Below are 24,732 nucleotides of genomic sequence, written 5' to 3' on the forward strand. Positions count from 1 at the left end.
AAGGCGAGCGGGCGCAAAAATTCTCCGGGCATTCTCTGCGGGCTGGCCTCGCCTCCTCGGCCGAAGTCGACGAGCGCTATGTGCAAAAGCAACTCGGCCACGCTAGCGCCGAAATGACACGCAAATACCAGCGCCGAAGGGATCGGTTCAGGGTCAATCTGACAAAAGCGTCGGGGCTATAGGAACACCGGGAAGGCGTCGGGACTAAAAGCCCCCTACCCTCCCCGCGCTCCCATTCTCAGGCCCTATGGCGTACCGGCGGTTCAATGCCTAAATAAGCCGAACACATTCACCCCCACCGGCACCCTCACACGGTATCCTCATGAAAAAGATCGGCTTCCTCTCTTTCGGCCATTGGTCGCCCTCGCCGCAGTCCGGGACGCGCTCGGCCTCCGACGCTTTGCTGCAGTCCATCGACCTTGCGGTCGCCGCCGAGGAGTTGGGCGCGGACGGGGCGTATTTTCGCGTGCATCACTTTGCCCGCCAGCTTGGTTCGCCGTTTCCGCTTTTGGCGGCGGCCGGCGCGAAAACCAGCCGCATCGAGATCGGCACCGCCGTGATCGACATGCGCTACGAGAACCCGCTCTACATGGCCGAGGATGCGGGCGCTGCCGACCTCATCGCCGGCGGCCGCCTGCAACTCGGCATCAGCCGTGGCTCGCCCGAGCAGGTCATCGACGGCTGGCGCTATTTCGGTCATGTGCCGCAAGAGGGCCAGACCGACGCCGACATGGCCCGGCAGCACACCGACGTTCTCCTCGAAATTCTGCGCGGCAAGGGTTTTGCCCAACCCAATCCGCGCCCGATGTTTGCCAACCCGCCCGGCCTGCTGCGCATCGAGCCGCATTCGGAAGGGCTTCGCGACAGGATATGGTGGGGGGCCGCCACCAACGCCACCGCACAATGGGCGGCTAGGCTTGGCATGAACCTGCAAAGCTCCACGCTCAAATTCGACGAAAGCGGAAAGCCCTTTCACATCCAGCAGGCCGAGCAGATCCGGGCTTTTCGCGAGGCGTGGAAGCAAGCCGGGCATGCGCGCGAGCCGCGCGTATCGATCAGCCGCTCGATCTTCGCGCTGGTCGACGACCGCGACCGGGCCTATTTCGGCAGCGACGAAAGCCAGGATCATTTCGGCTATATCGAAGCCGATACGCGCGCCGTGTTCGGCCGCAGCTACGCCGCCGAACCGGACGTCCTGATCGAGGAGCTGCGTAAGGACGAGGCCATCGCCGAGGCCGATACGCTGCTGCTTACCGTGCCCAACCAGCTCGGCGTCGCCTACAACGCCCATGTCATCGAGGCGATCCTGACCCAGGTCGCCCCGGCGCTCGGCTGGCGCTGACGGCCACGCACTTTGATTAAGCACCGGAATGATCCGAAAACCGGATTCCACTTTTCGGCCCGATGCTTTTACACGCCAAACAGCCGTCGATCCCAATAGACCGGCTTATGCAGGCTGGTCTCGATCCGGGAAAACTCGGGGTGCGCCGGGTTGATCAGCACGTTACGGTCGAGCCGCGCCACGACGCTGGGCACGAGCAGGATGAGACTTCGCCGCTCCCGGCACCATTCCTCGCCATAGCGTTTGCTCACCGTGGCAGGCATCGTATCCCAGCCGGGAAGCGAGGGCGGCGAAAACACTTCATAGGACGCGCCGCTCGGCACAGTGATGCGGATAAAATGTTGGTTGGGCGGCAGGCGGCCGCTGCCATGCACCAGCTTTTCCAGCAGCGCCGTCGAATAATGCTCGGCCGCGTAGATCATCGGGCTTCCGGGCGTATTCCAGCGGCCAGGGGCCAGCATCGAGCCGGTCGCGTCGAAGATCGGATAATTTCCCGCCGGATCGCCGATCCTGAAGCAGAAAAGCGTTCGGTCCAGGTTCTGCGCCGTCACGCAGCGCTGCCATATTTCAGGCTGCCGAGAATATCGAGCACCAGTTCGGCCCCGATCTCGCTCTGGATGACGACATCGATCGGCCGCCGGTCCTCCAGCATCGGATGCGAGCGGAACAGGAACTCTCGCGCATCCTCGTCGCTTTTCCAGACGTCGAGCGAAAAACCCCAGACCCGGGCGACCCGCGCCAGCCGCGTGCCCTCTTCCGTCGACAGAAGCAGCGCGCCCTTCTTGCGCCGGTCATAGGTCGCCTTGGGCACCAGCCGATACTTGAACTGGGCGTCGCCCGGCGCGAGCAGAAGGGCCACGCGTTCGAGCGCGCCGATCGGCAAACCATTTTCGATGCGCGTCATCAGCCCGAAGGGCGAGCGCGCGGCCGCTTCGCGCGGCGGCAGGCCGAGAACGTCGGCGACATTGGCAAGGGCCAGCATGATCGATCTCCTATCCAGTTGAGACGGACTATAGTCTCATGTGAGGCGACGTGCAAGATCGCCGATCAGCCAGCTTTGCTCCCCTCCCCTCGCCCTATTGCCCGCAACAGGCTCATCAGCACCGGCCCGACGGAAAACCGCCCTTCCCGCGCCTTGTCGGTCAGGCTGCGCAGATAGCCGCCGGGGCTGTTGATATGCTCGGCCCGTTGCAGGATCGCCGCCATGCAGATCGCCGCATCCACGGCCCCCATCGCCTCGCAGGCCTGTTGCCAGGCGTCCGGACTGACGCCGAGCGCGCCGCGCACCAGATTTGCCGTGTCGACCAGCCCCGCCCAGTTCGAAATTCCGTCGCGGGCGTAATTGGCAATGTCGGGGCAGGCCCGCAGCACCAGTCCAAGCGGGTAGCCCGTTGGCGGCTGGCTCTTGGTTTCCAGCTTAGGTGCGGCCTCGCCCCCCTGCTCTTTTTCGGAGCGAGGTTCAATTTCATGGGAGTCGGTTTTTGAATTCTGTATGTGGCGCTCAAAATGAGACTCATTGCCGTTTGGATTCTGTGTTTTAACATGATTTTCCAGCGTCTTGCGTACCTCCAGGGCGAGTTCAGCAAGGGTTGCGGCGACCGGTTCCAATTCGATCCGGCTGGCCGTGCGCGGGATCTGCGTGACGATCTCACGATAAGCGAGATGCAGGCCCTGCCAATCGGCCAAAATCCCTTCCTCCAGGCCGAAGGCAATCATCTTGCCGATGTCCCGGCGCAGGATGGTGATGCGTTCCTTGACCAGTTGCAAGGCGCGCCGTTCGCCACGTACCGTGTCCGCCATGTGTTCGAATTCCTGCGCGCGCGCCAACAGCGGCGTCAGGTCGAAGCCAAAAGCTTGGCTGATCTCGCCGCCCTGGTCCTTGCGGGCATAGCGCTTGCCATTGGGGCTGTCGCGGCGCACGACGAGGCCGCATTCCACCAGCACCGACAGATGCCGCCGCAGCGTCGCCGGCGCCATGCCGTGCGCGCGAAGCGCCAGCTGCGCATTGGACGGAAACACCACCAGCCCCTCCCCTTCCACCAGATCGGTGTCGGGATGGAAGCTCAGCAGCGCATTGAGCACGCCGAGCGCGCGGTCGCTCGCGCCAAGCATCGTCTTGGCCTCGCAGACGGCGCGGAACACCTGCCATTTATTGGCGCTGGCGCCGGGCGTGCAACGCTCGGCCGCCATCTGCCCCGCCACCATGGCAAGCGACAGCGATCGCCGCCCGAAGGGCGTCGTCGAGATAGGCTCGATCATCTTCGTTCACCTCGATAAAAGGCAAGCCGAAGGCATTCCGGAACGCGTCCAGTGTTGACAAGTCGGTCCGGAAATGATTCTCTCACAATTGCTACATTGATGAGGGCTTCCGGAATGGCGACGTTTCGGGGGCCTTTTTCTTTGCCTGTTTTTCCTTCTGTTTCTAGCTGCTACGCATTCGACACTAACGCTCTACGCTCCTTTCCGGCCGTGGGCTGAATGCCGAGCATCCACCCTGTTGGCCGGTCGGGGATAAATCTAGTCCGGTCCGGCCGGGCTTTTTGCTCCCTGCCTGAACCGTTCCAACAGCTTGGGCAGTTCTCCACCCAAAAAATCTTCAAAACCGTCGGCAATCTTGTCCACGAATTCGACGCGCGCCCTGCCCTTGGCGACGCTGACGAGGGCGACCGCCCTGCCCTGTCCATCGCGAATTTCTCGTGGCTCGCCGGCCTTGGCCGCCGCCTTGCGCTGCAGCCGCGAAAACACCAGGTTGAAGCGCGCGTCGCTGCCGGCAGCAGCGCGAAAACGCTCGGTGGTGATCTCGTCTTCGGCCTTGACCGTTGCCGCCTCGCTTTTGAGCAGGTCGGCCAACGCCATCCAGCGCGGCCGGCCGATTTTTGGCGCGGGACCGATGGCACTGGCGATGCGATGCGGCACCGCTTCGGCCACCTGCAGATAGCGCGTCATCTCCGCCTTGTGCAGCGACAGCGCCTCCTGCACCACGCCGCGCTCAAAACCGCGCTCGATCAGCCTATGGGCAAAGAACGCGCGCTCGATGAAGGACAGGTCTCGGCGCTCGGTGTTTTCCTTGCCCTGCGCCAGCACCAGTTCGGTGTCTGAAAGCTCACGCACGATGGCGCGCACGCGCTGGCCGAGACGGGCGGCGGCGCGGATACGGCGGTGGCCATAGGCGGTCTGGAAGCGGCCGGTTTTTTCGGGGTGCGGCCGCACCAGCACCGGCACCTGCTGGCCGCTCACCTCGATGCTGTGCATGAGCGTCACAAAACTTTCGTCGCGGTCGTCCTGGCCGAGGCGATCGCTGACGAAGGACGTATCGATCAGATCCGGCTCGATCTCGTTGACGCGGTCGGCCATACTCAGGCTTTCCTTCAGCCGGCGCGCATCCTCGATTTCACGCGACAGACCGCCGAGCGAAAGGCCCATCGCTTTCACGGCACCAGAAGCCGCACGGGCGCGCGCTTCGGACGCCGGGGCAGGGGGGTGCGCTGCGGGTTCAGCCGATGGCGTCGGCGCATCCGCCGCGTGGTCGGCAGCCGGCTGCTCCATCGGCTGGAACAGCGCCTTCAATTGGTTCTTGCGATTTTGTCCTGCCATCTTTGCCTCCTTCATGCCGGCCTGTTCCAGGCTTTCATGATAAGGCCTTCGATCTCCCCGTTGACAGCTGTCAACGATTCCATCGCCCGGTCGTAGGTGGCGCGGCTAAAACTTTCGCGCGAAACCTCATAGAGCGTCTGCTTGGTCAGCCCAGCGTCGGAAAAGGCGGTCGACTTGACCAGCGGCGCGGTCAGCACCCTTTCCCCGAACAGCGAGCGCAAAAAGCCGACGATCTGCGTCTGCGGCCCGTCATTGGGCTCATAGCGGGTGACGAGGTAGCGCATGAAGTCGAAGTTGAGTTCGCCGCCGGCAGTGCGCACCACCGACAGAAGATCGGCGGTCATGAACAGGAACTGGCTCATCGAGGCGACGTCGAGCATTTGAGGATGGATGGTGACCAGCACGGAGGTCGCGGCGCACAATGCCGACAGCGTCAAAAAACCAAGCTGCGGCGGGCAGTCCATGACGACCACGTCATAGCGGTCGGCGACCGTGGCAAGGGCCGCCTGCACGCGTGCAAAGAACATCGGGCCGTCGCTGTCGTCGCCCTGGCGCGCCGCCAGCATCTGCGGCGTCGTATGCTCGAACTCCTGCAATTCGAGATTGCCGGGCACGATGTCCAGCCCGTCGAAATAGGTTTTACGGATCACGTCCGACAGCGGCCGGCTCTCGCTATCATAGCGGATGGCGCCATAGAGCGTGTCGTTGCCGTCGAGGTCGAGTTCCGGCTGGTAGCCGAACAGCGCCGACAAAGACGCCTGCGGATCGAGATCGATGGCCAGCACGCGAAAACCGGCCAGCGCCAGATGCTGCGCCAGATGCGCGCTGGTCGTGGTCTTGCCGGAGCCACCCTTGAAGTTGGTGACCGCGATGACCTGCATATGTTCGCCGCGCGCCGCGTCGCGCCGGGGCAGATAGCTACGCGCCTTGGCCGGGCTCTGCTCAGCCAGGTGCCGGCGCAAGCCGTTGATGTCTTCCAGCGTGTAAAAGCGGCGGCCGCCCGCGCCCGTCTCCGGCTGCGGCCCGTCGCCGGCGATGGACAATTGGCGCAGATAGCCGTCGGAAACACCGATCAGCCTTGCCGCCTCGCCGCTGGAAAAACGCCGCAGCACCTTGCTCGAGGCCGGCGCATAGAGCCGGTCGCGCATAGCCTGCAACTGGGCAGACAGCAGCTCGGCATCCTTGGCGATGGCGCGATCCGTCGACCAGCCCGCGCTGTCCGTGTCCACGCCGATCTGCCGCGCGCTAGCCGTGTGCTGGCCTGAAGTCGCCACGCCTAAAACCTCTCCCGGAAGGGCCATGTCCATGCCTGAAAACCTTTATGCGCCGATTCGCCGGCGAATCCGAATCTCGCCTACGCCAGGCCTGTTTATTACGGAGCAAAGCGCAGCTAACGCGAATGGCAATCAGTTACGGGTAACATGACGCCATACGGCAAACACCGTAACAGGATGGGTGAGGAGCCGAGTCGGGTCAAGCAATTTATAGTTAATGGAAATTAACCATTTAGCCAGCCCGGTTCTTGCGTTGGTTTCGCCGGAGTTGACAGGTGTCAACTCGATCCGATCCGGACGACGGCCGGTTCGACCGATCAACACTGTGAATCGATGCCGTACGACCGATTCAAAATTGGCGTTGGACGCAACGGCGCATGGCCGTTCCAATGGCCGCATGACCAACAGCCAAGCCTCCGAGACCATTCTCCACCGCGTCGATCCCGCGCAAAACATGGCGCGGTTCTATTGCCTGTCATTGCAGCCGACGCTGTTCGGCGAGGTGTCCGTGGTGCGGGCCTGGGGCCGCATCGGCACGCGCGGCCGCATGAAGATCGATTCCTATCCGACAGGCGAGGGGGCGTCCGCCGCTTTTTCGCGCCTCGAAAGGCAAAAACGTCGGCGCGGCTATCGCGGGTAGGGCAGGGGCCTCACCCCTGCGGCTGCATGGTTGAGGCGCTGATTGGCCGCGCCTCGGTCAGAAAGGTCGTCACCGTGGACGGCAAGATCGCCGAGCCAGGCTGATAGATGCCGCAGCGCGCGATCAGGCCGCGTCTGTCGGCGGCGTTTCCCAGATGGTGCCAGATCGTGCGGGTAGCGTAGGGCAGATTGTTGTTTCGCCACGCCAGGCCCATGGTGATGCCGCGCAGATAGCGCCGCTGGTGGATTTCAAACGGCATCAGGATCGTCTGCCCGAAGGTTGGCGCTTCGTCGCTGGTCAGTTCGGTCACGAAGATGCGCTGCCGCCGGTAGGCCGCCAGTCCGACATAACGCGAGCGCTGCACAATGCCGCTTTCGACATCCTCGATGCGCTCCAGCGAGGTCACCAGAACCTGCCCGCCGCTCTCGCGCAAATGGGCGCAGGAACAGACGACGCGGCCGGGCCAGGACAGCGACATGTGCCATGTCTGGTAAAAGCCGAGATAGCCGGCCAGCGCGTTCAAATCGCCCGGGAAAGCGTTGGCCAATGGCCCCGCACGGGTCGCGGGCCGGCGCCGCTCGCCGAGCTTGCGGCCAAAGGCGCTTTCCGGCAGCTCGAAATCGGCCGGCTCGAGGCCGAAGGCCGCCGCGATCCGCATCAGATTATGGGCCGAGGGCAGGGACCCCGCATTGAGGTAGCGGTTGAACTGCTGCCGGTTGAGGCCGATCGCCCGGCACAGTTCGGACACCGATTCTCGCGTGCTGCAGGCGCGTTTCAAATTGCTGCTGAAATTGGGGCAGGGCTTCCTCATGCTGGCAGCATAAACCTGCTTAAAGGCGCGTCAAACCGTGAAATTGCGTTGGCGTGGCCGCCGCTTAAGATCGAGCGAAACGCTTCAGCATCATAAGGGGAATTCACATGAGCGCGTCTGGCAAGACATTGAATTTATCGCGTCGCGGCCTGCTTCAGGCGGGAACGGTTTTGGGGCTCTCGGTCGCTGCCGGCTCGCTCGTATCGCCGGCAAGGGCGCAAGCGCCGGTACGCGGCGGGCAATTGCGGATGGGGTTGGACGGCGGCGCTTCGGCCGATACGCTCGACCCCGCTCTGGCGACCGCCAGCGTGGCATTCGTGATCGCGCATTGCTGGGGCGATACGCTGGTCGAGTCCGACCCCAAGACGGGCGAGGCGGTGCCTTCGCTGGCCGAATCCTGGTCGCCGTCGGCTGACGCCAAGGAATGGACATTCAAGATACGCAAGGACGTTCATTTCCACGACGGCACGCCGATGACCGCCAACGATGCTGTCGAGACGTTGCGCCGCCATGCGGGTGCAAAATCGCAATCGGGCGCGCTTGGCCTTTTGACCGGCGTGGACCGCATCGAGGCGCGCGCCGGCGACATGGTGGTGACGCTGAAGGAGGCCAATGCCGACCTGCCGCTGATTTTTACGGACTATCATCTCCAGATCCAGCCGGGCGGCGGCGTCGACAAGCCTGCGGCCGCAATCGGTACCGGTCCCTATAAGCTGGTTTCGTACGAGCCGGGCGTTCGCGCCGAATTCGAAAAAAACAAGGACGATTGGCGCCAGGACCGGGGTTACGTCGATAGCGTCCTTATTACCGTCATGAACGACTTGACCGCCCGTATCAGCGCCTTGCGCTCCGGGCAGGTCGATTTCATCAACGTCGTCGAACCGAAGGTCGTGCCGTTGTTGAAGCAGGTTTCGGGCGTCGAGATCCTGCGCACCTCCGGCAAGGGTTTCTATTCCTTCCTGATGCACTGCGACACAGCACCCTTCGACAACAACGATCTGCGCCTGGCGCTGAAATATGCGGTGGACCGCGAGGCCATCCTCAAGCGGGTGCTGGGCGGATTCGGCACCATCGGCAACGATTTTCCCGTCAACGCCAACTACGCGCTCGCCCCCACCGATATCGAGCAGCGCACCTACGATCCCGACAAGGCGGCCTTCCACTTCAAGAAGTCGGGCCATCAGGACCCGATCCTGCTTAGAACCTCGGAAGCTGCGTTCCCTGGTGCTGTCGATGCCGCCCAGCTTTTCCAGTTGAGCGCGGAAAAAGCGGGCATCAAGATCGACGTGCGGCGCGAGCCAAGCGACGGCTACTGGTCGGAAGTCTGGAACGTCAAGCCATTCTGCGCCTCCTACTGGGGCGGACGCCCGACGCAGGACGCGCGCTATTCCACGTCCTATGTCTCCAACGCGGAATGGAACGACACCCGCTTCAAGCGGCCCGACTTCGACAAGATGGCGGTCGCCGCGCGCGGCGAACTCGACGAGACCAAGCGGCGCGCGCTTTACCGCGACATGGCGCTGATGGTGCGCGACGAGGGCGGGCTGATCCTGCCGGTGTTCAACGACTATCTCAATGCCTGTTCGAGCCATCTGAAGGGCTTCGTCCCGGATATCGGCAACGATCTGTCCAATGGCCGCATCGCCAGCCGGGTCTGGCTCGAGGCCTGAGCCGGGGCGGCAACAAACATTCATTGACCGGCGGCGGCATCAGCGTGCTTGCCGCCGGTCCCTTCATTATGGTTGATCTCATGACAGACAAGAATTTCAACGTCCTCGAAAACGAGTGGATCGTGCTGAAGGACGGCACGAGGCTTGCCGCCCGCATCTGGATGCCGGAAGCGGCCTCGCCCGGCACGCCGGTGCCGGCGGTGCTGGAATTCCTGCCCTATCGCAAGCGCAACGGCACCGCCCCGCGTGACGAATCCACCTATCCGGTGTTCGCCGCTGCCGGCATTGCGGGGTTACGCGTCGATATTCGCGGCTGCGGCGAATCCGACGGCGTGATCGACGGCGAATACACTGAGCGGGAGCTTGCCGATGCGGTCGAGGTGATCGAATGGATTGCCGCGCAGGACTGGTCGAACGGCAATGTCGGCATGATGGGCATTTCCTGGGGCGGTTTCAACGGGCTTCAGGTGGCCGCGCTCAAGCCACCGGCGCTCAAGGCGGTGATTTCGTTGTCATCCACGGTCGACCGCTACAATGACGACATCCACTACAAGAACGGCGCGCATCTGTCGGCGCAGGCGTCATGGGCGGCGACGATGGGCGCCTATCAGTCGCGCGCGCCCGATCCCGCTCTCGTCGGCGACCGCTGGCGCGACATGTGGCTGGAACGGCTGGAAGGCGAACCCTTCTTCATGAAGGAATGGCTTTCCCACCAGCGCCGCGACGCGTTCTGGCGGCATGGCTCAATCGGCGAGGATTTTGCCGGCTATTGCGTGCCCTCGCTGGTGATTGCGGGCTGGGCCGACGGCTATCGCAACACGCCCTTGAAGGCGGTCGCCGGCATGCCGGAAAAGGCCTGGGGGCTGGTCGGCCCATGGGTCCACAAATACCCGCATTTCGCCTATCCGAAGCCGCGCACCGACTTCCACGCCGAGGCGATCGCCTGGTGGCGGCATTGGCTGTGCGGCGAGGACAACAAGGCGGAAACGACACCAAGACTGCGCGCCTATATACTGGACGGCCCAAAGCCCGCGCGCTGGCGCGAAACCGACCCCGGCTATTGGGTCGCCGTGGACGAATGGACCGCGCCGGCAACCCTTACCCTTCGCCCGGACGCTTCGGGCCGGCTTGGGCGCGATCCTGCCCAGCGAGCCGAAGGCAGCGTCCTGCTGCGCTCGCCGCTGGATACGGGCACGGCTTCGGGTGAATTCTTCACGCTCAAACCGGATACGGAAATGGCTGGCGACCAGCGCCTCGACGATGCCGGCTCGCTCAGCTTCGACAGTGCCGTTCTTTCCGACGAATGCGTCATTCTCGGCCAGCCGGTGGCAAAACTGTCGCTTTCCAGCGATGCCCCGCTCGGCAACCTTGCCGTCCGGCTGGTCGATGTGCACACGGATGGGACGGCCACGCGCGTCAGCTACGGCGTGCTCAACCTTGCGCATCGCCATGGCAATGCCGAGCCGCACCCTATGGAGCCGGGCAAGCCGGTCGAGATCGAACTGGCGCTCGACGCCTGCGGCTACCGTTTCGCCCCGGGCCATCGCATCCGCGTGTCGTTTTCCAGCGCCTACTGGCCGACGATCCTGCCTTCGCCCTACGATGCGACGCTTGCGATCGACCTCGCCACGCTGCAAGTCGATCTGCCGCTTCTCGGCGCGCATCGACGGATCGAGATCCCGGAGCCGGCCAACCCCGATCCCTTGCCGCCCTACGAGGTCTTGACGCAAGGATCGTCGGGCCGCTCGGTGGAGCGCGACCTTCTGCAAGGTGTCACCCGCTACCGCGTGCGCGAGGACACCGGCCTCAGCCGCCATCCCGGCAATGGCCTATGCAGTCGCGATACGCGGGAGGAACTCTGGTCGATAGCGCCGGGCGATCCTTTGTCGATGACGGCCGAGATCGACTGGACATGCAGCACAGAGCGGGAAGGCTGGCGCGTCCATACCCATTACAGGTCCCACCTGTCCTGCACCGAAACCGAATGGGTGATTTCGGAGCGGATCGAAGCGCGGCATGGCGACGACACCGTGTTCGAGCGCGAGCGGAGCGCCCGCATCCCGCGCGACCATATGTGAGGCCACCGGGCCGGGCCGCTCGCAACGCGTCGCGCGGCCCGGCTGAGCGCTAACCCTCGTTGGCCAGAACGGCGGCGAAGGTATCGTCCAGAACGCTGACCAGATGATCGGCGTTTTCGCGGCTGAAGATCATCGGCGGGCGCATCTTGAGCACATTATCGTGCGGGCCTTCGGTTCCCATCAACACGCCTCGGCTACGCGCGCCGTCATTGATCTTCTTGGCGAGCGCCGTTGCCGGTTCCTTGGTTTTTCGGTCATTGACCAGTTCGATGCCGAGGAACAGGCCCATGCCGCGCACGTCGCCGATCACCTCGTAGCGCGCCTGCATTTCGCGAAAGCGCTTTATCAGATAGGCGCCGATCTCGCTGGCGTTGCGGCGCAGGCCGTCGCGCTCGATCACGTCGAGCACGGCAAGGCCCGCCGCGCAGGAAACGGGATTGCCGCCAAACGTGTTGAAGTATTCGAGGCCATTGTTGAACGAGGCGGCGATCTCGCGCGTCGTCACAAGGGCCGACATTGGATGGCCGTTGCCGATCGGCTTGCCCATGGTGACGATATCGGGCACCACGCCCTGCGTCTCGAACGCCCACCAGTGGCTGCCGACCCGACCAAAGCCGACCTGCACCTCGTCGGCCACGCAGACGCCGCACGCCTTGCGCACCATGGCGTAGACTTCAGCGAGATAATTTTCCGGGAAAAACACCTGCCCGGCTACGCTCGGAATGGATTCGGCCAGAAACAGCGCCGGGGCGCGGCCTTTTCGCGCCATCGCTTCGATCTGTTCGGCGACGCTCTCGGCAAAGCGCCTGCCGTGCTCCTCCAGCGGCCAATCTGCCGGCGCGCGAAAACTGTCGGGAATAGCCGCCTCGAACACATGCGGTTTCCGGCCCTGCCCACCCTTGTGCTTGTATTTGTAGGGGCTGAGGTCGATCAGTTCCTGCGTGGTGCCGTGATAGGCCCAGTCGAGCACGATCGCGTCTTCGCGGCCCGTATGCGTGCGCGCCATGCGCAGCATCAGGCTGTTGGCCTCGCTGCCGGTGCAGGCGAAGGAGGCCACGCAAAGCTCCGGCGGCAGGGTCGCGGTCAGCCGCTCGGCATAGTCCACGATCAAATCGTGCAGATAGCGCGTGTTGGTATTGAGCCGGCTAACCTGCCGCGCAATCGCCGCGACCACGTCAGGATGGGCGTGACCGAGATGGCAGACATTGTTGAAGCAGTCGAGATAGGCGCGCCCGCGATGGTCGATCAGCCAGACGCCGTCGCCGCGCACGAACTTGATCGGCTCCGAATAGGAGATGGACAGGTTGGGCAGCATCGAGGTTTTGCGCGCCGCGACGATTTCGGCACGGCTGCGGCCCTTCTGCTCGAAGGTTTCCGGCGGGATGCCGGCCAGCGTCGCGGCATCGGGAAAAAGTTCGCGCCAGACGTCGAGATAGCGCGCCTCGCCGACGCCCAGAATGTCGCGCGCGGCAAGTGAAGTATCGGTTGAAATCTGGAAATGCAGATGCGGAGCCCAGCCGCCATTTTCCGCCGGCGCACCCATTTCGCCGACGACCGCGCCGGCCTCCAGCCGTTCGCCAGGCTTCAGCCGGTCCATCGCCTCATGCGCCAGATGGCCCCACAGCGTGATGAAGGGCGGGCAGTTTTCAGGAAAATGTTCCAGCGCGACGAGGCAGCCATAGCCGAGCGGGTCTTCCTCGATCTCGACGCTTTTCACGATTGCCGCGAGCGGCGTGCGCACCTTCTCTCCAGCCGGCATGAACAGGTCGAGGCCGAGATGGCGGTCGCGCCTTTCGCCTTCCACGAAGCGCGACTCGAACATCGTCCCGGCATAGACCGTGCGCGCCTCGCCCCATGGGCCGATGCCCAGTTCGATACCGTTCTCGGCGCAATGCGCATCCCACCACGCGGTCGCCTTGGCCGGCTCGGCCGCTGCCGACGTCACCGTCATCGGGTGCGCGGGGTCGCCATAAGGCACGATTTCCTTGGCAAGCGTTGCCGGATGGCGGTCGAGCACGGCTGAAAAGGTTCTTGCGTTGTCGTATATCCAGCGCGCAATGGCGCTCGCTCCAGAAACGGCGTCGAAGCCGCAGGCATTGCGCAGGATGGCGGTGGCAAAGCGCGGGTTCATCGCATCCATACGGCGCAGCAGACGCCAGGCGGGAGCCTCGCTGATGGCCAGATAGGGATTGTCGCCGGTACGGTCGGCGCGCTCGGCCGACAGCGTGACGCTGATGACCAGCCGCATGGCGATCAGGTCGAAGAGAAGGTCGATCTCCTCCTCGCGCAGCGGATACTCGGCATGGAAGCCGGCCACGATCCGGGCGGCGGCACCGATCGGGTCTTCCAGATCGAGGATCGAATAGGCGCAGGCCACCGCCACCTCGCCGATCAGCACGGAATGCAGCGCGTCGCCGAAGTCGATCAGCCCGGCGATGCGGTCCGGATTGGCCGGATCGACCAGCACGTTCCAGTCATTGGCGTCGTTGTGGATCACTTGCGCGCGCAGGCCGGGCAGGCGGGGCGCTACGGTGGCGTCGAAGCGGTCGAGGAAGCGCGCCAGCAGCGCCCGGTCGGCTTCATCGCGGACATGGGCCAGCCGTCCGCGCGCCTCGCTTGCGCGCCGAATATCCCAGTCGAGCACGCGCAGCGCGCCCGGATGGATGAAGCCCTGCAAGGCGCGGTCAAGCCGCCCCAACGCGCCGCCCAGCGCTTGCAAAAGCTCCGGCGTGCGTGGACTTTGCGCCAGCGGCCGGCCATCCAGCCACGACACCAGCCGCACGGCATGGCGCTCGCCCGACGGCGCGTCGACGGTGGCCAGGAATTTTTCATCGCGTGTCTTGGCGAGGCGCGGAACAATCACATCCGGCGTCATGCGCTCCAGATGCTCGAGCAGCGCGGTCTGGAACGCGCTCTCAGCGGCCGGCTCGGAAGCGTTCACGATCTTGAGCGTCCATGCCAAAGGCCCGGCCGTTAGCCTGAAATTCTGGTCGCGCTCGCTGTCCAGCGGGGTCACTTCGCCGACCACGCCGAAAAGGTCACTTGCCAGCGCCCTGGCCTCATCCGGCAAAAAGGCGGGGGCAGGGTGGTTCAAATCGGTCATCGGCGTGGTTCCAGGCAGGGCTGCATTGGCGATACCCGGAACTTGGCACAGGTCGAAAAGTCTGGCATCCAGCATAGTGCCGGTTCAACCGGCATATTAACTGGCTGGACCGGCATATTATCGGCCACGCGAAGGGGAGGGGCATGAGGGAGCTTGACGACCGCGACCGGCAGATCCTCTCCATCCTGTCCCGAGAGGCGCGCATTCCGCTGAAGACGCTGGCCGCGCGTATCGGGCTGTCGCGCAGCGCGACCACCGAACGGGTGGCGATGCTGGAAAAGACCGGCGTGATCCGTGGCTACCGCGCCGACATCGGGCAGATGGTCCAAAATGTCATCCGCGCCTTCCTGATGGTGACGCTGGCGCGAACGCCCGCGCTCGGCATATTGGACAAGCTGGCGGGTTTCGCCGAGGTCCGGCGCGTTTCCTCGATCGGCGGCCAGCTCGACCTCATGGTCGAGGTCGAGGTGCCCTCCATCGACCGGCTCAACACGCTGCGGGACATGATTGCCGGCGACAGCGGCGTGCAGGATTTGACGACGCTGATCGTCTTGCGCCGGGACATCGACCGCGCGTCGGCTCCTGCGGCATACGCATAAGCGGGCACCTGAAAACTCTGTCGGCAGCGTCGTTGTTCCTGCACACCGGCATTTCAAGGGTGCGGCTCAGTCCTGCGACAAACGGCGCTGCGGCAAACGGCTCGCCCCGTCGGACTGGAAACCACCCGGCCCCCCGGCTACGATTGAATTGAGACATTGAGGGACACCGTTACGAGATTTGCATTCATTTGCATCGAAGCAACGGTTTTTCACCGGGCGCGGATCGCGCTTCGAAATTTTTGCGCAAGAGCAAAGACCGCCTGGGTTCGCCCGACTATAGGGCGGTTTCGACTGCCTAAACTCACGCACAGGGTGCACGATGATATCGCAACTGACGCTCTCCGAACGCCAATATGCGCTGGTCATTCTTGTGGTGACCGCGCTTTGCGGACTGGCCATGGCTGCCGGTGGCCGCGGCGACCCGCTCGGCGTCCACGGCATCATCGTGCTTCTATCCAGCGTCGCCTTGGCCTTCGTCGTCATGGCCGGCTACTACACGCCGGAGCCCGACCCGGAGCGCCTGTCCCGCTACTATGACGACCCGACCAAGGTCGGCATCGTCCTGACCATGATCTGGGCGGTGATCGGCATGGGCTTCGGCGTCTGGGTGGCGGCGCTGCTCGCCTGGCCCGATCTCACCTTCGACGCCGCCTGGGCGAGCTTTGGCCGCATCCGTCCAGTCCACACCACCGGGGTGATCTTCGGCTTTGGCGGCAACGCGCTGATCGCCACGTCCTTCCACGTCCTCCAGCGCACGACGCGCGCGCGCCTGCCCGATCAGTTGAGCCCATGGTTCGTGCTCATCGGCTACAATCTGTTCTGCGTGCTGGCGGTGACCGGCTATTTCATGGGCATTACCCAGTCGAAGGAATATGCCGAGCCGGAATGGTATGCCGATATCTGGCTGGTCGTTGTCTGGGTCGTCTATTTCGCGATCTATCTGCGCACGCTCGCGCGGCGCAAGGAGCCGCATATCTACGTCGCCAACTGGTACTACATGGCCTTCATCCTGGTCGTGGCGGTGCTGCACATCGTCAACAATCTGGCGGTGCCGATCTCCTGGGGTTCGGCCAAGAGCTACTCCGCGTTTTCGGGCGTGCAGGATGCGATGACGCAATGGTGGTACGGCCATAACGCCGTCGCCTTCTTCCTCACCGCAGGCTTCCTCGGCATGATGTACTACTACCTGCCCAAGCGCGCCGGCCGGCCGATCTTCTCCTACCGGCTGTCGATCATCTCGTTCTGGGGCATCACCTTTCTTTACATGTGGGTAGGCTCGCACCATTTGCATTATACGGCGCTGCCGCAATGGGTGCAGACGCTCGGCATGAGCTTCTCGATCATCCTTCTGGTGCCGTCCTGGGCATCGGCCGGCAACGCGCTGGCTACGTTGAACGGTGCTTGGGCCAAGGTGCGTGACGACGCCACGCTGCGTTTCATGATGGTAGCGGCGGTGTTCTACGGCCTGGTGACCTTCGAAGGGTCGTTCATGGCGATCCGCCCGGTCAACGCGCTATCGCATTACACCGACTGGACCGTCGGCCACGTCCACGCCGGCACGCTCGGATGGAACTCGATGATCGTCTTCGGCTCGCTCTACGCGCTGGTGCCGTGGATGTGGAAGCGCACCGCCATGTATTCGCCCAAGCTGATCGAGGTGCACTTCTGGTTGGCGCTGGCCGGGGCGATTGTCTACGTCTTCGCCATGTGGAACTCGGGCATCATCCAGGGCCTGATGTGGCGCACCTACACCGACGGCGGCACGCTCGCCTATTCCTTCATGGATACGGTCGAGGCGATGCACCCCTATTACATCGCTCGCGCCTTTGGCGGCCTGCTGTTCCTGGCCGGCGCGGTCATCTGTTCCTACAATATCTGGATGACCATCCGGCAGGCGCGTGCCGACCTTGCCCAGAAAAGTGAAGATGGCGACGTTCCCCTCTTCGCCCGTGACGCCGTTCAGGCCGGAGAGTAACCGACCATGCCCGAGTTTTTCCATCGCAAGATCGAACGCAGCGCCATCGGCTTCGTCATTGCCATCCTCGCGGTCGCCTCGGTCGGCGGCATCGTCGAGATCGCGCCGCTGTTCACCATCCACAAGACCGTCGAGGACGCGCCCGACATGCGCGTCTACACGCCGCTCGAACTGGCTGGCCGCAACATCTATATCCGCGAAGGCTGCTATGCCTGCCACAGCCAGATGATCCGCACGCTGCGCGACGAGGTCGAGCGCTACGGCCCGTATTCGCTGGCGGTGGAGTCCAAATACGACCACCCGATGCTGTGGGGTTCCAAGCGCACCGGCCCCGATATCGCGCGCCTCGGCGGCAAATATTCGGACGCATGGCATGTTGCCCATCTCATCAATCCGCGCGACGTCGTGCCGGGCTCGGTGATGCCGAAATATGGCTGGCTGGCGCGCAACGAGTTGCGCACCAACGATCTCGACAAGCATCTGGCGGCACAGCAGACCGTCGGCGTTCCCTATACGCAGGAGATGATCGACGAGGCCGTGAAGGACGCCTACGCGCAGGCCACCCCCGACAGCGCCGGCGCCTCGGCGTTGAGCGAGCGCTACGGCGAAGCGACGCAGATCCGCGCCTTCGACGGCGATGCGGCGCGGGTCACGGAAATGGATGCGCTGGTGGCGTATCTGCAGATTCTGGGCCGCCTCACCGAGGTCGCCTATGAGCAACCCAAACCGGCCGGTGACTAGGTATGGATGTCGACCATCAGACGCTTGTCGGGATCGCGAAGACCTGGGGGCTGTTTTATTTCATCGCCTTTGCCATCGGCGTGCTGATTTACGCGCTGTGGCCATCCAACCGGAAACGCTTCGACAGGGCCAAGAAAAGCATCCTCGACGAGGACGACAAGCCGCTGGAGTAGGGGCCGCTGGAATAGGGGCCGCCCGGACAGGGCGCGAAAAAATGCCGTGGAGATAGGGCAGTGAGTATAATCAAGCACGATCCGGTCACCGGGCGCGAAACGACCGGCCATGAATGGAACGGCATCGAGGAACTCGAAACGCCGATCCCAAAAGTGGTGTTCGCCTTTTTGGCGGCGACGCTCGTTTTCGCCGTGACCTGCTGGGTGCTCTATCCGACATGGCCGCTCGGCCGGACCTACACGCAGGGGCTCACCGGCTTCGACCAGCGCAACCTTGTGACCGAGCAGGTGGCCAAGGCCGACGCCGCGCGCAACGAAGCGTGGGCCGGCAAGGTCGAGGCGATGAGCTATGCCGATATCGAGGCGGAACCGGCCCTGATGCAGCCGGTCAGGCAAGCCGGCCGCACGCTGTTCGACGACAATTGCGCCGCCTGCCACGGCGTGGGCGGCACCGGCGGGCCGGGCTTCCCCGACCTTGCCGCCAAGGCGTGGCTGTGGGGCGGCGAGCCTGAAACCATCGAGGAGACGATCCGCGTCGGCATCAACTCCACCAACGACGATACGCGCGTCTCGCAGATGATGGCGTTCGGCCGCGACGCCATGCTCGACCGCGAGCAGATCGGCAATGTCGTCGCCTATGTGCGCTCTCTGTCGGGCGCGCTGCCGGCCGAAGGTAATGCTGAGCGCATCGAGGCGGGCAAACAGGTCTTTGCCGACAACTGCGTCGCCTGCCATGGCGACGACGCCAAGGGCACTCACGATCTCGGCGCGCCGAACCTGACCGATGCAAGCTGGATCTATGGCGGCGACGAGCAGTCGGTCTACAGTTCCGTCTATTCGGGGCGTCAGGGGCATATGCCGCATTGGGGCGAAAGGCTGTCGCCGCTGCAGCTCAAGCTCCTGACGCTCTACGTCCACACGCTGCAGCCGGACGCCAGATGACGGCGCCCGCCGAACCGACGAGCCAGCGGCCGCCGCGCCTCGGGCGCAAGGCGGCCGTGCTGGCACTGGTGGCGCTGGGCATCGCCGTGCTGCTTGGCGCCAACGCGCATCTTGTCTATGTGGCATTCACTTCCCAGCCCGACTGCGTGCCGCACGCGAAGGAAATCGGTGTCGAAGGCGCGCCCCTGCGGGCCGCGCGCTCCGCCTGTTGAACCGGAAAGGATAGCTGCAATGCCGTCAGTCGATCATACGAATGCGCTTCCCGTCCCGCTTGCGGTGCGGCGTCAGCGCAATCTGCCCGCAAGTGCCGCCTTCGGCTGGCTTGCCCATGGCTGGCGCGACCTGTGGAACCAGCCGGGGCCAAGCCTCGCCTACGGGTTTGTCGTGTTCGCCCTCTCGGCCGCCATCGTCTGGGGCCTGTTCGTGCTCGAACTGGACTACATCCTGTTTCCCGCGCTCTCCGGCTTCATGGTCGTTGGGCCGCTGGTGGCCATCGGCCTCTACCAGAAGAGCCATGCCATCGAAAACGGCGAGCAGGTCGGCCTCCACCGCATGCTGTTCTTGCCGGCGCGCTCGGGTGCGCAGGTTCTTTATACCGGCGCGATCCTGTGCCTGCTGATGCTGGTCTGGAACCGCGCCGCCGTCATCGTCTATGCACTGTTCTTCGGGCTGCTGCCGTTTCCGGGTCTCGACCATGTCGCCGAGATGCTGTTCACCACGCCCGAAGGCTGGGGCATGCTGCTGGTCGGCACGGTGGTGGGCGGGCTGTTTGCCGCCTTCTCCTTCGCCATCAGCGTCTTTGCCGTGCCGATGCTGCTCGACCAGGAACTCGACGCCTTCACCGCGATGGGCACGTCGATCTCCATGGTCTGGCGTAACCTGCCGGTGATGGTAATGTGGGGGGCCATCGTTTCGGTGCTGTTTGCCGTTTCGGTCGCGACCGCACTGGTTGGGCTGATCGTCATCTTCCCGCTGCTCGGCCATTCAACATGGCATGCCTACAAGGCGATCAGATGAGTTGCTGCGCGCCCGGCGTTGAAGTTGCCGCGCAGCCGGACGGCGCTTTGTCGCCGCAAGAAATCCGGCTGGCCAGCCGCGACCTGGGCAATGGCCTTTACCAGACCGACCTGTCGGTGCCGGCCATGCATTGCGGCGCCTGCATCCAGGCTGTCGAACGCGGCCTCGGCCGACTGCCCGGTGTCGAGGCCGCGCGCGTAAACCTGTCGACCAAACGCGCCAGCGTCAAATGGCGGGGGGACAGCGTTCCGCCGATGATCGAGGCGCTGGCCAAGACCGGTTACCAGGCGCATCTGTTCGAAGCCGGAGAAGACAAGGGCGATCCCGAACTTTCCCGGCTCATCCGCGCGCTCGGCGTTGCCGGCTTCTGCTCCATGAACATCATGCTGCTTTCCGTGTCGGTATGGTCGGGCGCCGACGCCGAGACGCGGCAGGCCTTCCACTGGATTTCAGCGGGACTGGCGCTGATCGCGCTTGTCTATGCCGGACGCGTGTTCTTCCGCTCGGCCTGGAGCGCGTTGAAGCATGGCCACACCAATATGGACGTGCCGATTTCCATCGGCATCACGCTGGCCTTCAGCCTCAGCCTCTACGACACGCTGCACCATGGCGAACACGCCTATTTCGACGCCGCAACGACACTGGTGTTTTTCCTGCTGATCGGCCGCACGCTCGATCATGTGATGCGCGAAAAGGCGCGCGCGGCGGTGCGCGGCCTGGTACGCCTGTCCCCGCGCGGGGCGACCGTGCAGCGCACTGATGGCAGCCGCGACTATCTGCCGGTGGCCGAGATCGAGCCCGGCATGCGCGTGCTGCTGGTGGCGGGCGACCGCGTGCCGGTGGATGGCACCGTCGCCGACGGCGTATCGGACCTCGACTGCGCCATCGCCACGGGCGAAAGCACGCCGAGCCGCGTCGAGCCGGGCACTGCGGTTCGGGCCGGCACGCTCAACCTGACCGGACCGCTGGCGATCACGGCAACGGCGCGGGCGCAAGGCTCGTTCCTCGCCGAAATGGTGCGCCTGATGGAGGCGGCGGAAGGCGGCCGCGCCCGCTACCGGCGGCTGGCCGACCGCGCCGCACGGCTTTATTCGCCGGTGGTGCATAGCGCTGCCCTGCTTACCTTCATCGGCTGGATGCTGGCGACGGGCGACTGGCACCGCGCCATCGGCATTGCCATTGCCGTGCTCATCATCACCTGTCCCTGTGCGCTGGGTCTGGCCGTACCCATCGTGCAAGTGATCGCCGCGCGCCGCCTGTTCGAAAATGGCATCATGGTCAAGGACGGCTCCGGCATCGAGCGGTTGGCCGAGGTGGACGCGGTCGCCTTCGACAAGACCGGCACGCTGACGCTGGGCCGGCCGCGCCTGCTCGACGCGCCATCGCTCGACCCGCAAGCGCTCGCCATTGGTGCGGCTTTGGCCATGCACTCGCGCCATCCGCTGTCGCGGGCGCTGGCGGCTGCGGGGGAAGGCCGCGACCTGGCCGGCATCCGCTTTTCCGACATCGTCGAGCACCCCGGCCTCGGCATGGAGGCACGTCGGGAAGGCAGCGTCTACCGCCTCGGCCGTGCCGACTGGGCGCTTGCAAAGGACGGTCCGGGAACCGCGACCGGAACGGTGCTCTCCCGCGATGGTGCGCCACTGGCGAGTTTTGCTTTCGAGGACGCGCTTCGTCCGGGCGCGCGCGACGCCGTCGCTACCTTGCAGGAACGCGGCATCGAGACCGCGATCTATTCCGGCGACAGGGCGGAGATCGTGGCGGAGACGGCGGCCAGGCTCGGCATCAAGGATCATGCCGGCGGGTTGCTGCCGGGTGCCAAGGTCGAGCGGCTGACGGCTCAGGCGCAGGCCGGCCGCCACGTGCTGATGGTCGGCGACGGCCTCAACGACGCGCCGGCGCTGGCGGCGGCTTACGTTTCGATGGCTCCCGCAACCGCCGCCGACATCGGCCGCAACGCCGCCGATTTCGTCTTCCTGCATGAAAGCCTCGACGCGGTGCCGACCGCCTTTGCCGTCGCCCGGGAAGCGGGACGGCTGGTGCGGCAGAATTTCGGCCTCGCCATCGCCTACAACGCCATCGCGCTGCCCATCGCTGTTGCCGGCTACGTCACGCCGCTGGTGGCGGCGATTGCCATGTCGCTGTCGTCCGTCCTCGTCGTCGTCAACGCGCTGCGGCTGAACGCCGGCAAGACCGCGCGGCCCGCGCGCGGCGCTCGACAAGGCCATCCACTGACCCCGCATCCGCTGACCGCCGCCAGATGAATGAGTAGCCTCATCTTTCTCGTTCCGCTGGCGCTGGCGCTTGGAGCCGGGGCGCTCGCCGCCTTCCTGTGGTCGCTGAAAAGCGGCCAGTACGAGGATCTCGACGGAGCCGCCGAGCGCATCCTGCTGGACGACGAGTAATTTCGTCGAACGGCTACACCGCTCCAGGCCACGCCAACGCCCTCCCTCAATTTTCCGAACCCTTGTCAGCGCGGATGCTGTGCTATATATGACTACTTTGGTCATCGGAGATCCAGGCAATGAAGGAAGCCCAGCTCAAGGACGTGAAGGCGACCTTCTCCCATGTCGTCGACGAGGCCGTTGCCGGGGCGCCAACCGTGGTCACCCGCCACGGCAAGCGGGAAGCCGTTGTCCTCAGCTATACCGACTATGAACGCCTGTCGCGGGTGCCGTCCCTCGGCTGGCTGTTGGCCAATTCGCCGCTGGAAGAAGGCGACCTGCCCGTTCGCGAGCGCAAGCCGGCGCGAGCCCTGCGCGATCCGGCGTTCTGACGCGATCCGGCGTTCTGAATTGTACCTGCTGGATACCAATATCGTCAGCTTGCTCGCGCCTTCGAAAAAGAGGACGCCCGCCGACGAGGAATTGGTCGCCTGGATCGTCGACCGGTCGGCCGATCTCTGGCTTTCGGTAATCACCGCAGCCGAAATCGAAGACGGGATTGCCAACGCCAAGCGGATCGGGGCCACCAGAAAGGCGGCTGCGCTGGCTGAATGGTGGGGAGAAATCCGCCATTATCATGCAAGCCGCATCCTGCCGCTCGACCTCGAAACGGCAGCGGTGGCCGGGCATCTCATGACGGTCGCCCGGGCTGCGGGCATCTCACCGGGCTTCGAGGACATCGCCATTGCCGCGACCGGCCGCCGTCATGATCTGATCGTTCTCACGGAAAATGAAAAAGATTTCCGGCCGTTAGGGGTGCCATATCAGAATCCGTTAGCCGGGCTGCCAGAATAGCCGGCACATGGCCTTCAACCGCAGGTAGATGTCAGCTTCCGCAAGTATATGACGCAGGCCGTTTCTTGGTCTGCTTCGGCCGATAACGATACGTTATTATTCTGCGATTCAGGCATATGTTAACGTAAAGATAGGATATCAATGACTTTTACTATCTCTGTCTCGACGGTTCTGGACCTCGTGGCTAAGATAGCATGGTTGTTGCGCGAAAATTTGACCGTCGATGGGTTCTCGACCTCATAGCGCGCAAAGGCCGATGGGAGAATTCGGCATATGACGCGCGGGGGCGCTATGGCTGGCAACAAGTATAGGTTCGCGATTCACGACGGGCCCGAGGCTCCCGAACTCATGTCGTTCTGGGAGCGTGATAGTCATGATTTTTTCATGACCCCGTTCCAGCGCCGACAGGTTCTGACAGCATTCTATCGACATTTGCCCAAAAATTGCAGCGGCCTGATCGTGAGTGTCAGCGAGGTCGGCAGCGGCCGGATCGCGATGCTTCTGCCTCTGTTGATGCGCGAGGTCTATACGCTGCGCCTGATCGAAGGGGCCGATCTCGGCCTGTCCGACTATGTGGCTCCAGCCGTTGCCGATTGGTTCAGGCCGACAGCTTCCGAGATGAATATTCTGTGGAAGGCCCTGTTGCGCTTTTTGCCGCCGGCGGACCTGCTTAGCCTCAAGAAGATGCCGAACAGCATTCGCAACCGGCACCAAAACCCGTTGGCCCTGCTGCCGGGAACGGAAAGCATGGGCATCACGACGAAAACACTCGACCTGCGCAGCCTCGATTGCGCGACGCACTATCGGCGTTCCGGTCTCTACAAGGATGGGATGCGGCAGTTGCGCCGGTTGCAGAAGCACGGCGAGGTGGAATTCCGGATCGCGCAGACGCCCGAGGACGGGCTTGCCCAGTTCGAGCATCTCCTGGAGCAGCGGCGGGTCCGGTTCTCGGCTTTGAAACGGCCCGATGCCCTGGCGCGACCCGAGGTGCGTCGATTTTATCGTGAACTGATCGAAGACGGCGTCGAGCGTGGCGAAGTTCTCTTCGGCGGACTCTATTTCGACGGAGAATGCGTCGCGACGGATCTGGGCATCGTCCACGGCAGCACCCACCATGGCATATTCACTTCCATGAAAGCCGGGGAAGAGTTCGCCCGGTATTCGCTGGGCACCATCGCCTTCATGCTCATTCTCGATCAAACGCTTGCACGCGGCATCCAGCATTACGACATCGGCGTCGGCGAATTCGCCTACAAGGACAGGTTGCCGGGAACGACAACCCCGCTGTTGGAACGGCATGAAGCCTTGAGCCTGCGCGGGCATATTGCTCTGGCAAACGCAAATTTCCGCCGCCTGGTCAGAAAAGGGCTTTCACGCTACCCCGCCTTGAGAGGCCCGGCAAAAATCCTGGTTCAACGGTTCAGGCCTTCGCAGAAACTGTCCGTTGCCGCCAGCGTCGGGCTCATTGTCTGGTCGACCTGGCTGGGTGTGATGCACCTGGCTGATTAAGCATGTCTCCCGAAAGTGGGAACCG

General features: G+C 64.0%; 24 protein-coding genes. 17 read left to right on the forward strand and 7 right to left on the reverse strand.

Going from position 1 to position 24,732, the window contains the following annotated elements; translation table 11 throughout:
- On the forward strand, nucleotides 1-182 hold a 182-nt coding region (locus ACX3P0_RS22960; protein ID WP_459092236.1), incomplete at its 5' end, for a tyrosine-type recombinase/integrase.
- Nucleotides 183-322: 140 nt separating this feature from the next.
- Nucleotides 323-1,342 (forward strand): LLM class flavin-dependent oxidoreductase, encoded by a 1,020-nt coding sequence (locus ACX3P0_RS22965; RefSeq protein WP_459092238.1) that lies wholly within the window; start codon nucleotides 323-325, stop codon nucleotides 1,340-1,342.
- Nucleotides 1,343-1,410: 68 nt separating this feature from the next.
- Here ACX3P0_RS22965 and ACX3P0_RS22970 read toward each other — a convergent pair whose 3' ends face one another.
- From ACX3P0_RS22970 to repA, 5 genes are all read right to left on the reverse strand, one after another.
- Nucleotides 1,411-1,893, reverse strand: coding sequence for an RES family NAD+ phosphorylase (locus ACX3P0_RS22970; RefSeq protein WP_459081425.1), 483 nt, complete (start codon nucleotides 1,891-1,893; stop codon nucleotides 1,411-1,413).
- Nucleotides 1,890-2,324, reverse strand: coding sequence for an antitoxin Xre-like helix-turn-helix domain-containing protein (locus ACX3P0_RS22975; protein WP_459081426.1), 435 nt, complete (start codon nucleotides 2,322-2,324; stop codon nucleotides 1,890-1,892). Before ACX3P0_RS22975 ends, ACX3P0_RS22970 begins: the two co-directional genes overlap by 4 nt.
- 65 nt (nucleotides 2,325-2,389) lie before the next feature.
- The gene (gene repC / locus ACX3P0_RS22980) at nucleotides 2,390-3,547 is read right to left on the reverse strand and encodes a plasmid replication protein RepC (RefSeq protein ID WP_459092240.1); all 1,158 of its coding nucleotides are present in this window, start codon (nucleotides 3,545-3,547) and stop codon (nucleotides 2,390-2,392) included.
- A gap of 312 nt (nucleotides 3,548-3,859) precedes the next feature.
- Entirely contained in the window at nucleotides 3,860-4,936 is a 1,077-nt protein-coding gene (gene repB, locus ACX3P0_RS22985) for a plasmid partitioning protein RepB (protein WP_459092242.1), read from the reverse strand.
- An 11-nt stretch (nucleotides 4,937-4,947) separates the two neighbouring features.
- Nucleotides 4,948-6,210, reverse strand: a complete 1,263-nt coding sequence (repA, locus tag ACX3P0_RS22990; protein ID WP_459092244.1) for a plasmid partitioning protein RepA — start codon at nucleotides 6,208-6,210, stop codon at nucleotides 4,948-4,950.
- Between the two features lie 355 nt (nucleotides 6,211-6,565).
- Here repA and ACX3P0_RS22995 point away from each other — a divergent pair, with 355 nt between their 5' ends.
- On the forward strand, nucleotides 6,566-6,850 hold the full coding sequence (locus ACX3P0_RS22995) for a WGR domain-containing protein (RefSeq protein WP_459092246.1): 285 nt from the start codon (nucleotides 6,566-6,568) through the stop codon (nucleotides 6,848-6,850).
- Nucleotides 6,851-6,860: 10 nt separating this feature from the next.
- On the opposite strand, the gene ACX3P0_RS23000 is transcribed toward ACX3P0_RS22995, so the two are convergent.
- Complete coding sequence (locus tag ACX3P0_RS23000; RefSeq protein WP_459092248.1) at nucleotides 6,861-7,661, reverse strand: helix-turn-helix domain-containing protein; 801 nt, start codon at nucleotides 7,659-7,661, stop codon at nucleotides 6,861-6,863.
- A gap of 107 nt (nucleotides 7,662-7,768) precedes the next feature.
- Here ACX3P0_RS23000 and ACX3P0_RS23005 point away from each other — a divergent pair, with 107 nt between their 5' ends.
- Nucleotides 7,769-9,331, forward strand: a complete 1,563-nt coding sequence (locus ACX3P0_RS23005) for an ABC transporter substrate-binding protein (RefSeq protein ID WP_459092250.1) — start codon at nucleotides 7,769-7,771, stop codon at nucleotides 9,329-9,331.
- An 80-nt stretch (nucleotides 9,332-9,411) separates the two neighbouring features.
- Nucleotides 9,412-11,409, forward strand: a complete 1,998-nt coding sequence (locus ACX3P0_RS23010) for a CocE/NonD family hydrolase (protein ID WP_459092252.1) — start codon at nucleotides 9,412-9,414, stop codon at nucleotides 11,407-11,409.
- Between the two features lie 49 nt (nucleotides 11,410-11,458).
- On the opposite strand, the gene ACX3P0_RS23015 is transcribed toward ACX3P0_RS23010, so the two are convergent.
- Nucleotides 11,459-14,512 (reverse strand): aminotransferase class III-fold pyridoxal phosphate-dependent enzyme, encoded by a 3,054-nt coding sequence (locus ACX3P0_RS23015; protein WP_459092332.1) that lies wholly within the window; start codon nucleotides 14,510-14,512, stop codon nucleotides 11,459-11,461.
- Nucleotides 14,513-14,655: 143 nt separating this feature from the next.
- Between ACX3P0_RS23015 and ACX3P0_RS23020 the strand changes: the two genes are divergently transcribed.
- The 12 genes from ACX3P0_RS23020 to ACX3P0_RS23075 all read left to right on the forward strand — a co-directional run bounded on the left by ACX3P0_RS23020 (nucleotide 14,656) and on the right by ACX3P0_RS23075 (nucleotide 24,707).
- A complete protein-coding gene (locus tag ACX3P0_RS23020) occupies nucleotides 14,656-15,111 on the forward strand; it encodes an Lrp/AsnC family transcriptional regulator (RefSeq protein WP_459092254.1) in 456 nt (151 codons plus the stop codon).
- Nucleotides 15,112-15,430: 319 nt separating this feature from the next.
- On the forward strand, nucleotides 15,431-17,086 hold the full coding sequence (gene ccoN, locus ACX3P0_RS23025; RefSeq protein ID WP_459092256.1) for a cytochrome-c oxidase, cbb3-type subunit I: 1,656 nt from the start codon (nucleotides 15,431-15,433) through the stop codon (nucleotides 17,084-17,086).
- Between the two features lie 6 nt (nucleotides 17,087-17,092).
- Nucleotides 17,093-17,827: a cytochrome-c oxidase, cbb3-type subunit II gene (gene ccoO / locus ACX3P0_RS23030; protein WP_459092258.1), complete on the forward strand. Its 735-nt coding sequence runs from the start codon at nucleotides 17,093-17,095 to the stop codon at nucleotides 17,825-17,827.
- Nucleotides 17,828-17,829: 2 nt separating this feature from the next.
- Nucleotides 17,830-18,000, forward strand: a complete 171-nt coding sequence (locus tag ACX3P0_RS23035) for a cbb3-type cytochrome c oxidase subunit 3 (protein WP_459081437.1) — start codon at nucleotides 17,830-17,832, stop codon at nucleotides 17,998-18,000.
- 60 nt (nucleotides 18,001-18,060) lie between these two features.
- Complete coding sequence (gene ccoP / locus ACX3P0_RS23040) at nucleotides 18,061-18,942, forward strand: cytochrome-c oxidase, cbb3-type subunit III (RefSeq protein WP_459081438.1); 882 nt, start codon at nucleotides 18,061-18,063, stop codon at nucleotides 18,940-18,942.
- Nucleotides 18,939-19,154 carry a hypothetical protein gene (locus ACX3P0_RS23045; protein ID WP_459081439.1) on the forward strand — a complete coding sequence of 72 codons (216 nt, stop codon included), beginning with the start codon at nucleotides 18,939-18,941 and terminating at the stop codon, nucleotides 19,152-19,154. The genes ccoP and ACX3P0_RS23045 overlap by 4 nt, the downstream gene beginning before the upstream one ends.
- 19 nt (nucleotides 19,155-19,173) lie before the next feature.
- Nucleotides 19,174-19,959: a DUF2189 domain-containing protein gene (locus tag ACX3P0_RS23050; protein ID WP_459092260.1), complete on the forward strand. Its 786-nt coding sequence runs from the start codon at nucleotides 19,174-19,176 to the stop codon at nucleotides 19,957-19,959.
- A complete protein-coding gene (locus ACX3P0_RS23055) occupies nucleotides 19,956-22,223 on the forward strand; it encodes a cation-translocating P-type ATPase (RefSeq protein WP_459092262.1) in 2,268 nt (755 codons plus the stop codon). The genes ACX3P0_RS23050 and ACX3P0_RS23055 overlap by 4 nt, the downstream gene beginning before the upstream one ends.
- Nucleotides 22,224-22,364: a cbb3-type cytochrome oxidase assembly protein CcoS gene (gene ccoS / locus ACX3P0_RS23060; RefSeq protein ID WP_459092264.1), complete on the forward strand. Its 141-nt coding sequence runs from the start codon at nucleotides 22,224-22,226 to the stop codon at nucleotides 22,362-22,364.
- 119 nt (nucleotides 22,365-22,483) lie between these two features.
- Nucleotides 22,484-22,735: a type II toxin-antitoxin system Phd/YefM family antitoxin gene (locus ACX3P0_RS23065; RefSeq protein ID WP_459092266.1), complete on the forward strand. Its 252-nt coding sequence runs from the start codon at nucleotides 22,484-22,486 to the stop codon at nucleotides 22,733-22,735.
- 19 nt (nucleotides 22,736-22,754) lie between these two features.
- Entirely contained in the window at nucleotides 22,755-23,198 is a 444-nt protein-coding gene (locus tag ACX3P0_RS23070; protein ID WP_459092268.1) for a PIN domain-containing protein, read from the forward strand.
- A 459-nt stretch (nucleotides 23,199-23,657) separates the two neighbouring features.
- Entirely contained in the window at nucleotides 23,658-24,707 is a 1,050-nt protein-coding gene (locus ACX3P0_RS23075; RefSeq protein WP_459092270.1) for a GNAT family N-acetyltransferase, read from the forward strand.
- Nucleotides 24,708-24,732: the final 25 nt, after the last annotated feature.

The sequence above is a fragment of the Mesorhizobium sp. A556 genome, from assembly GCF_054489545.1.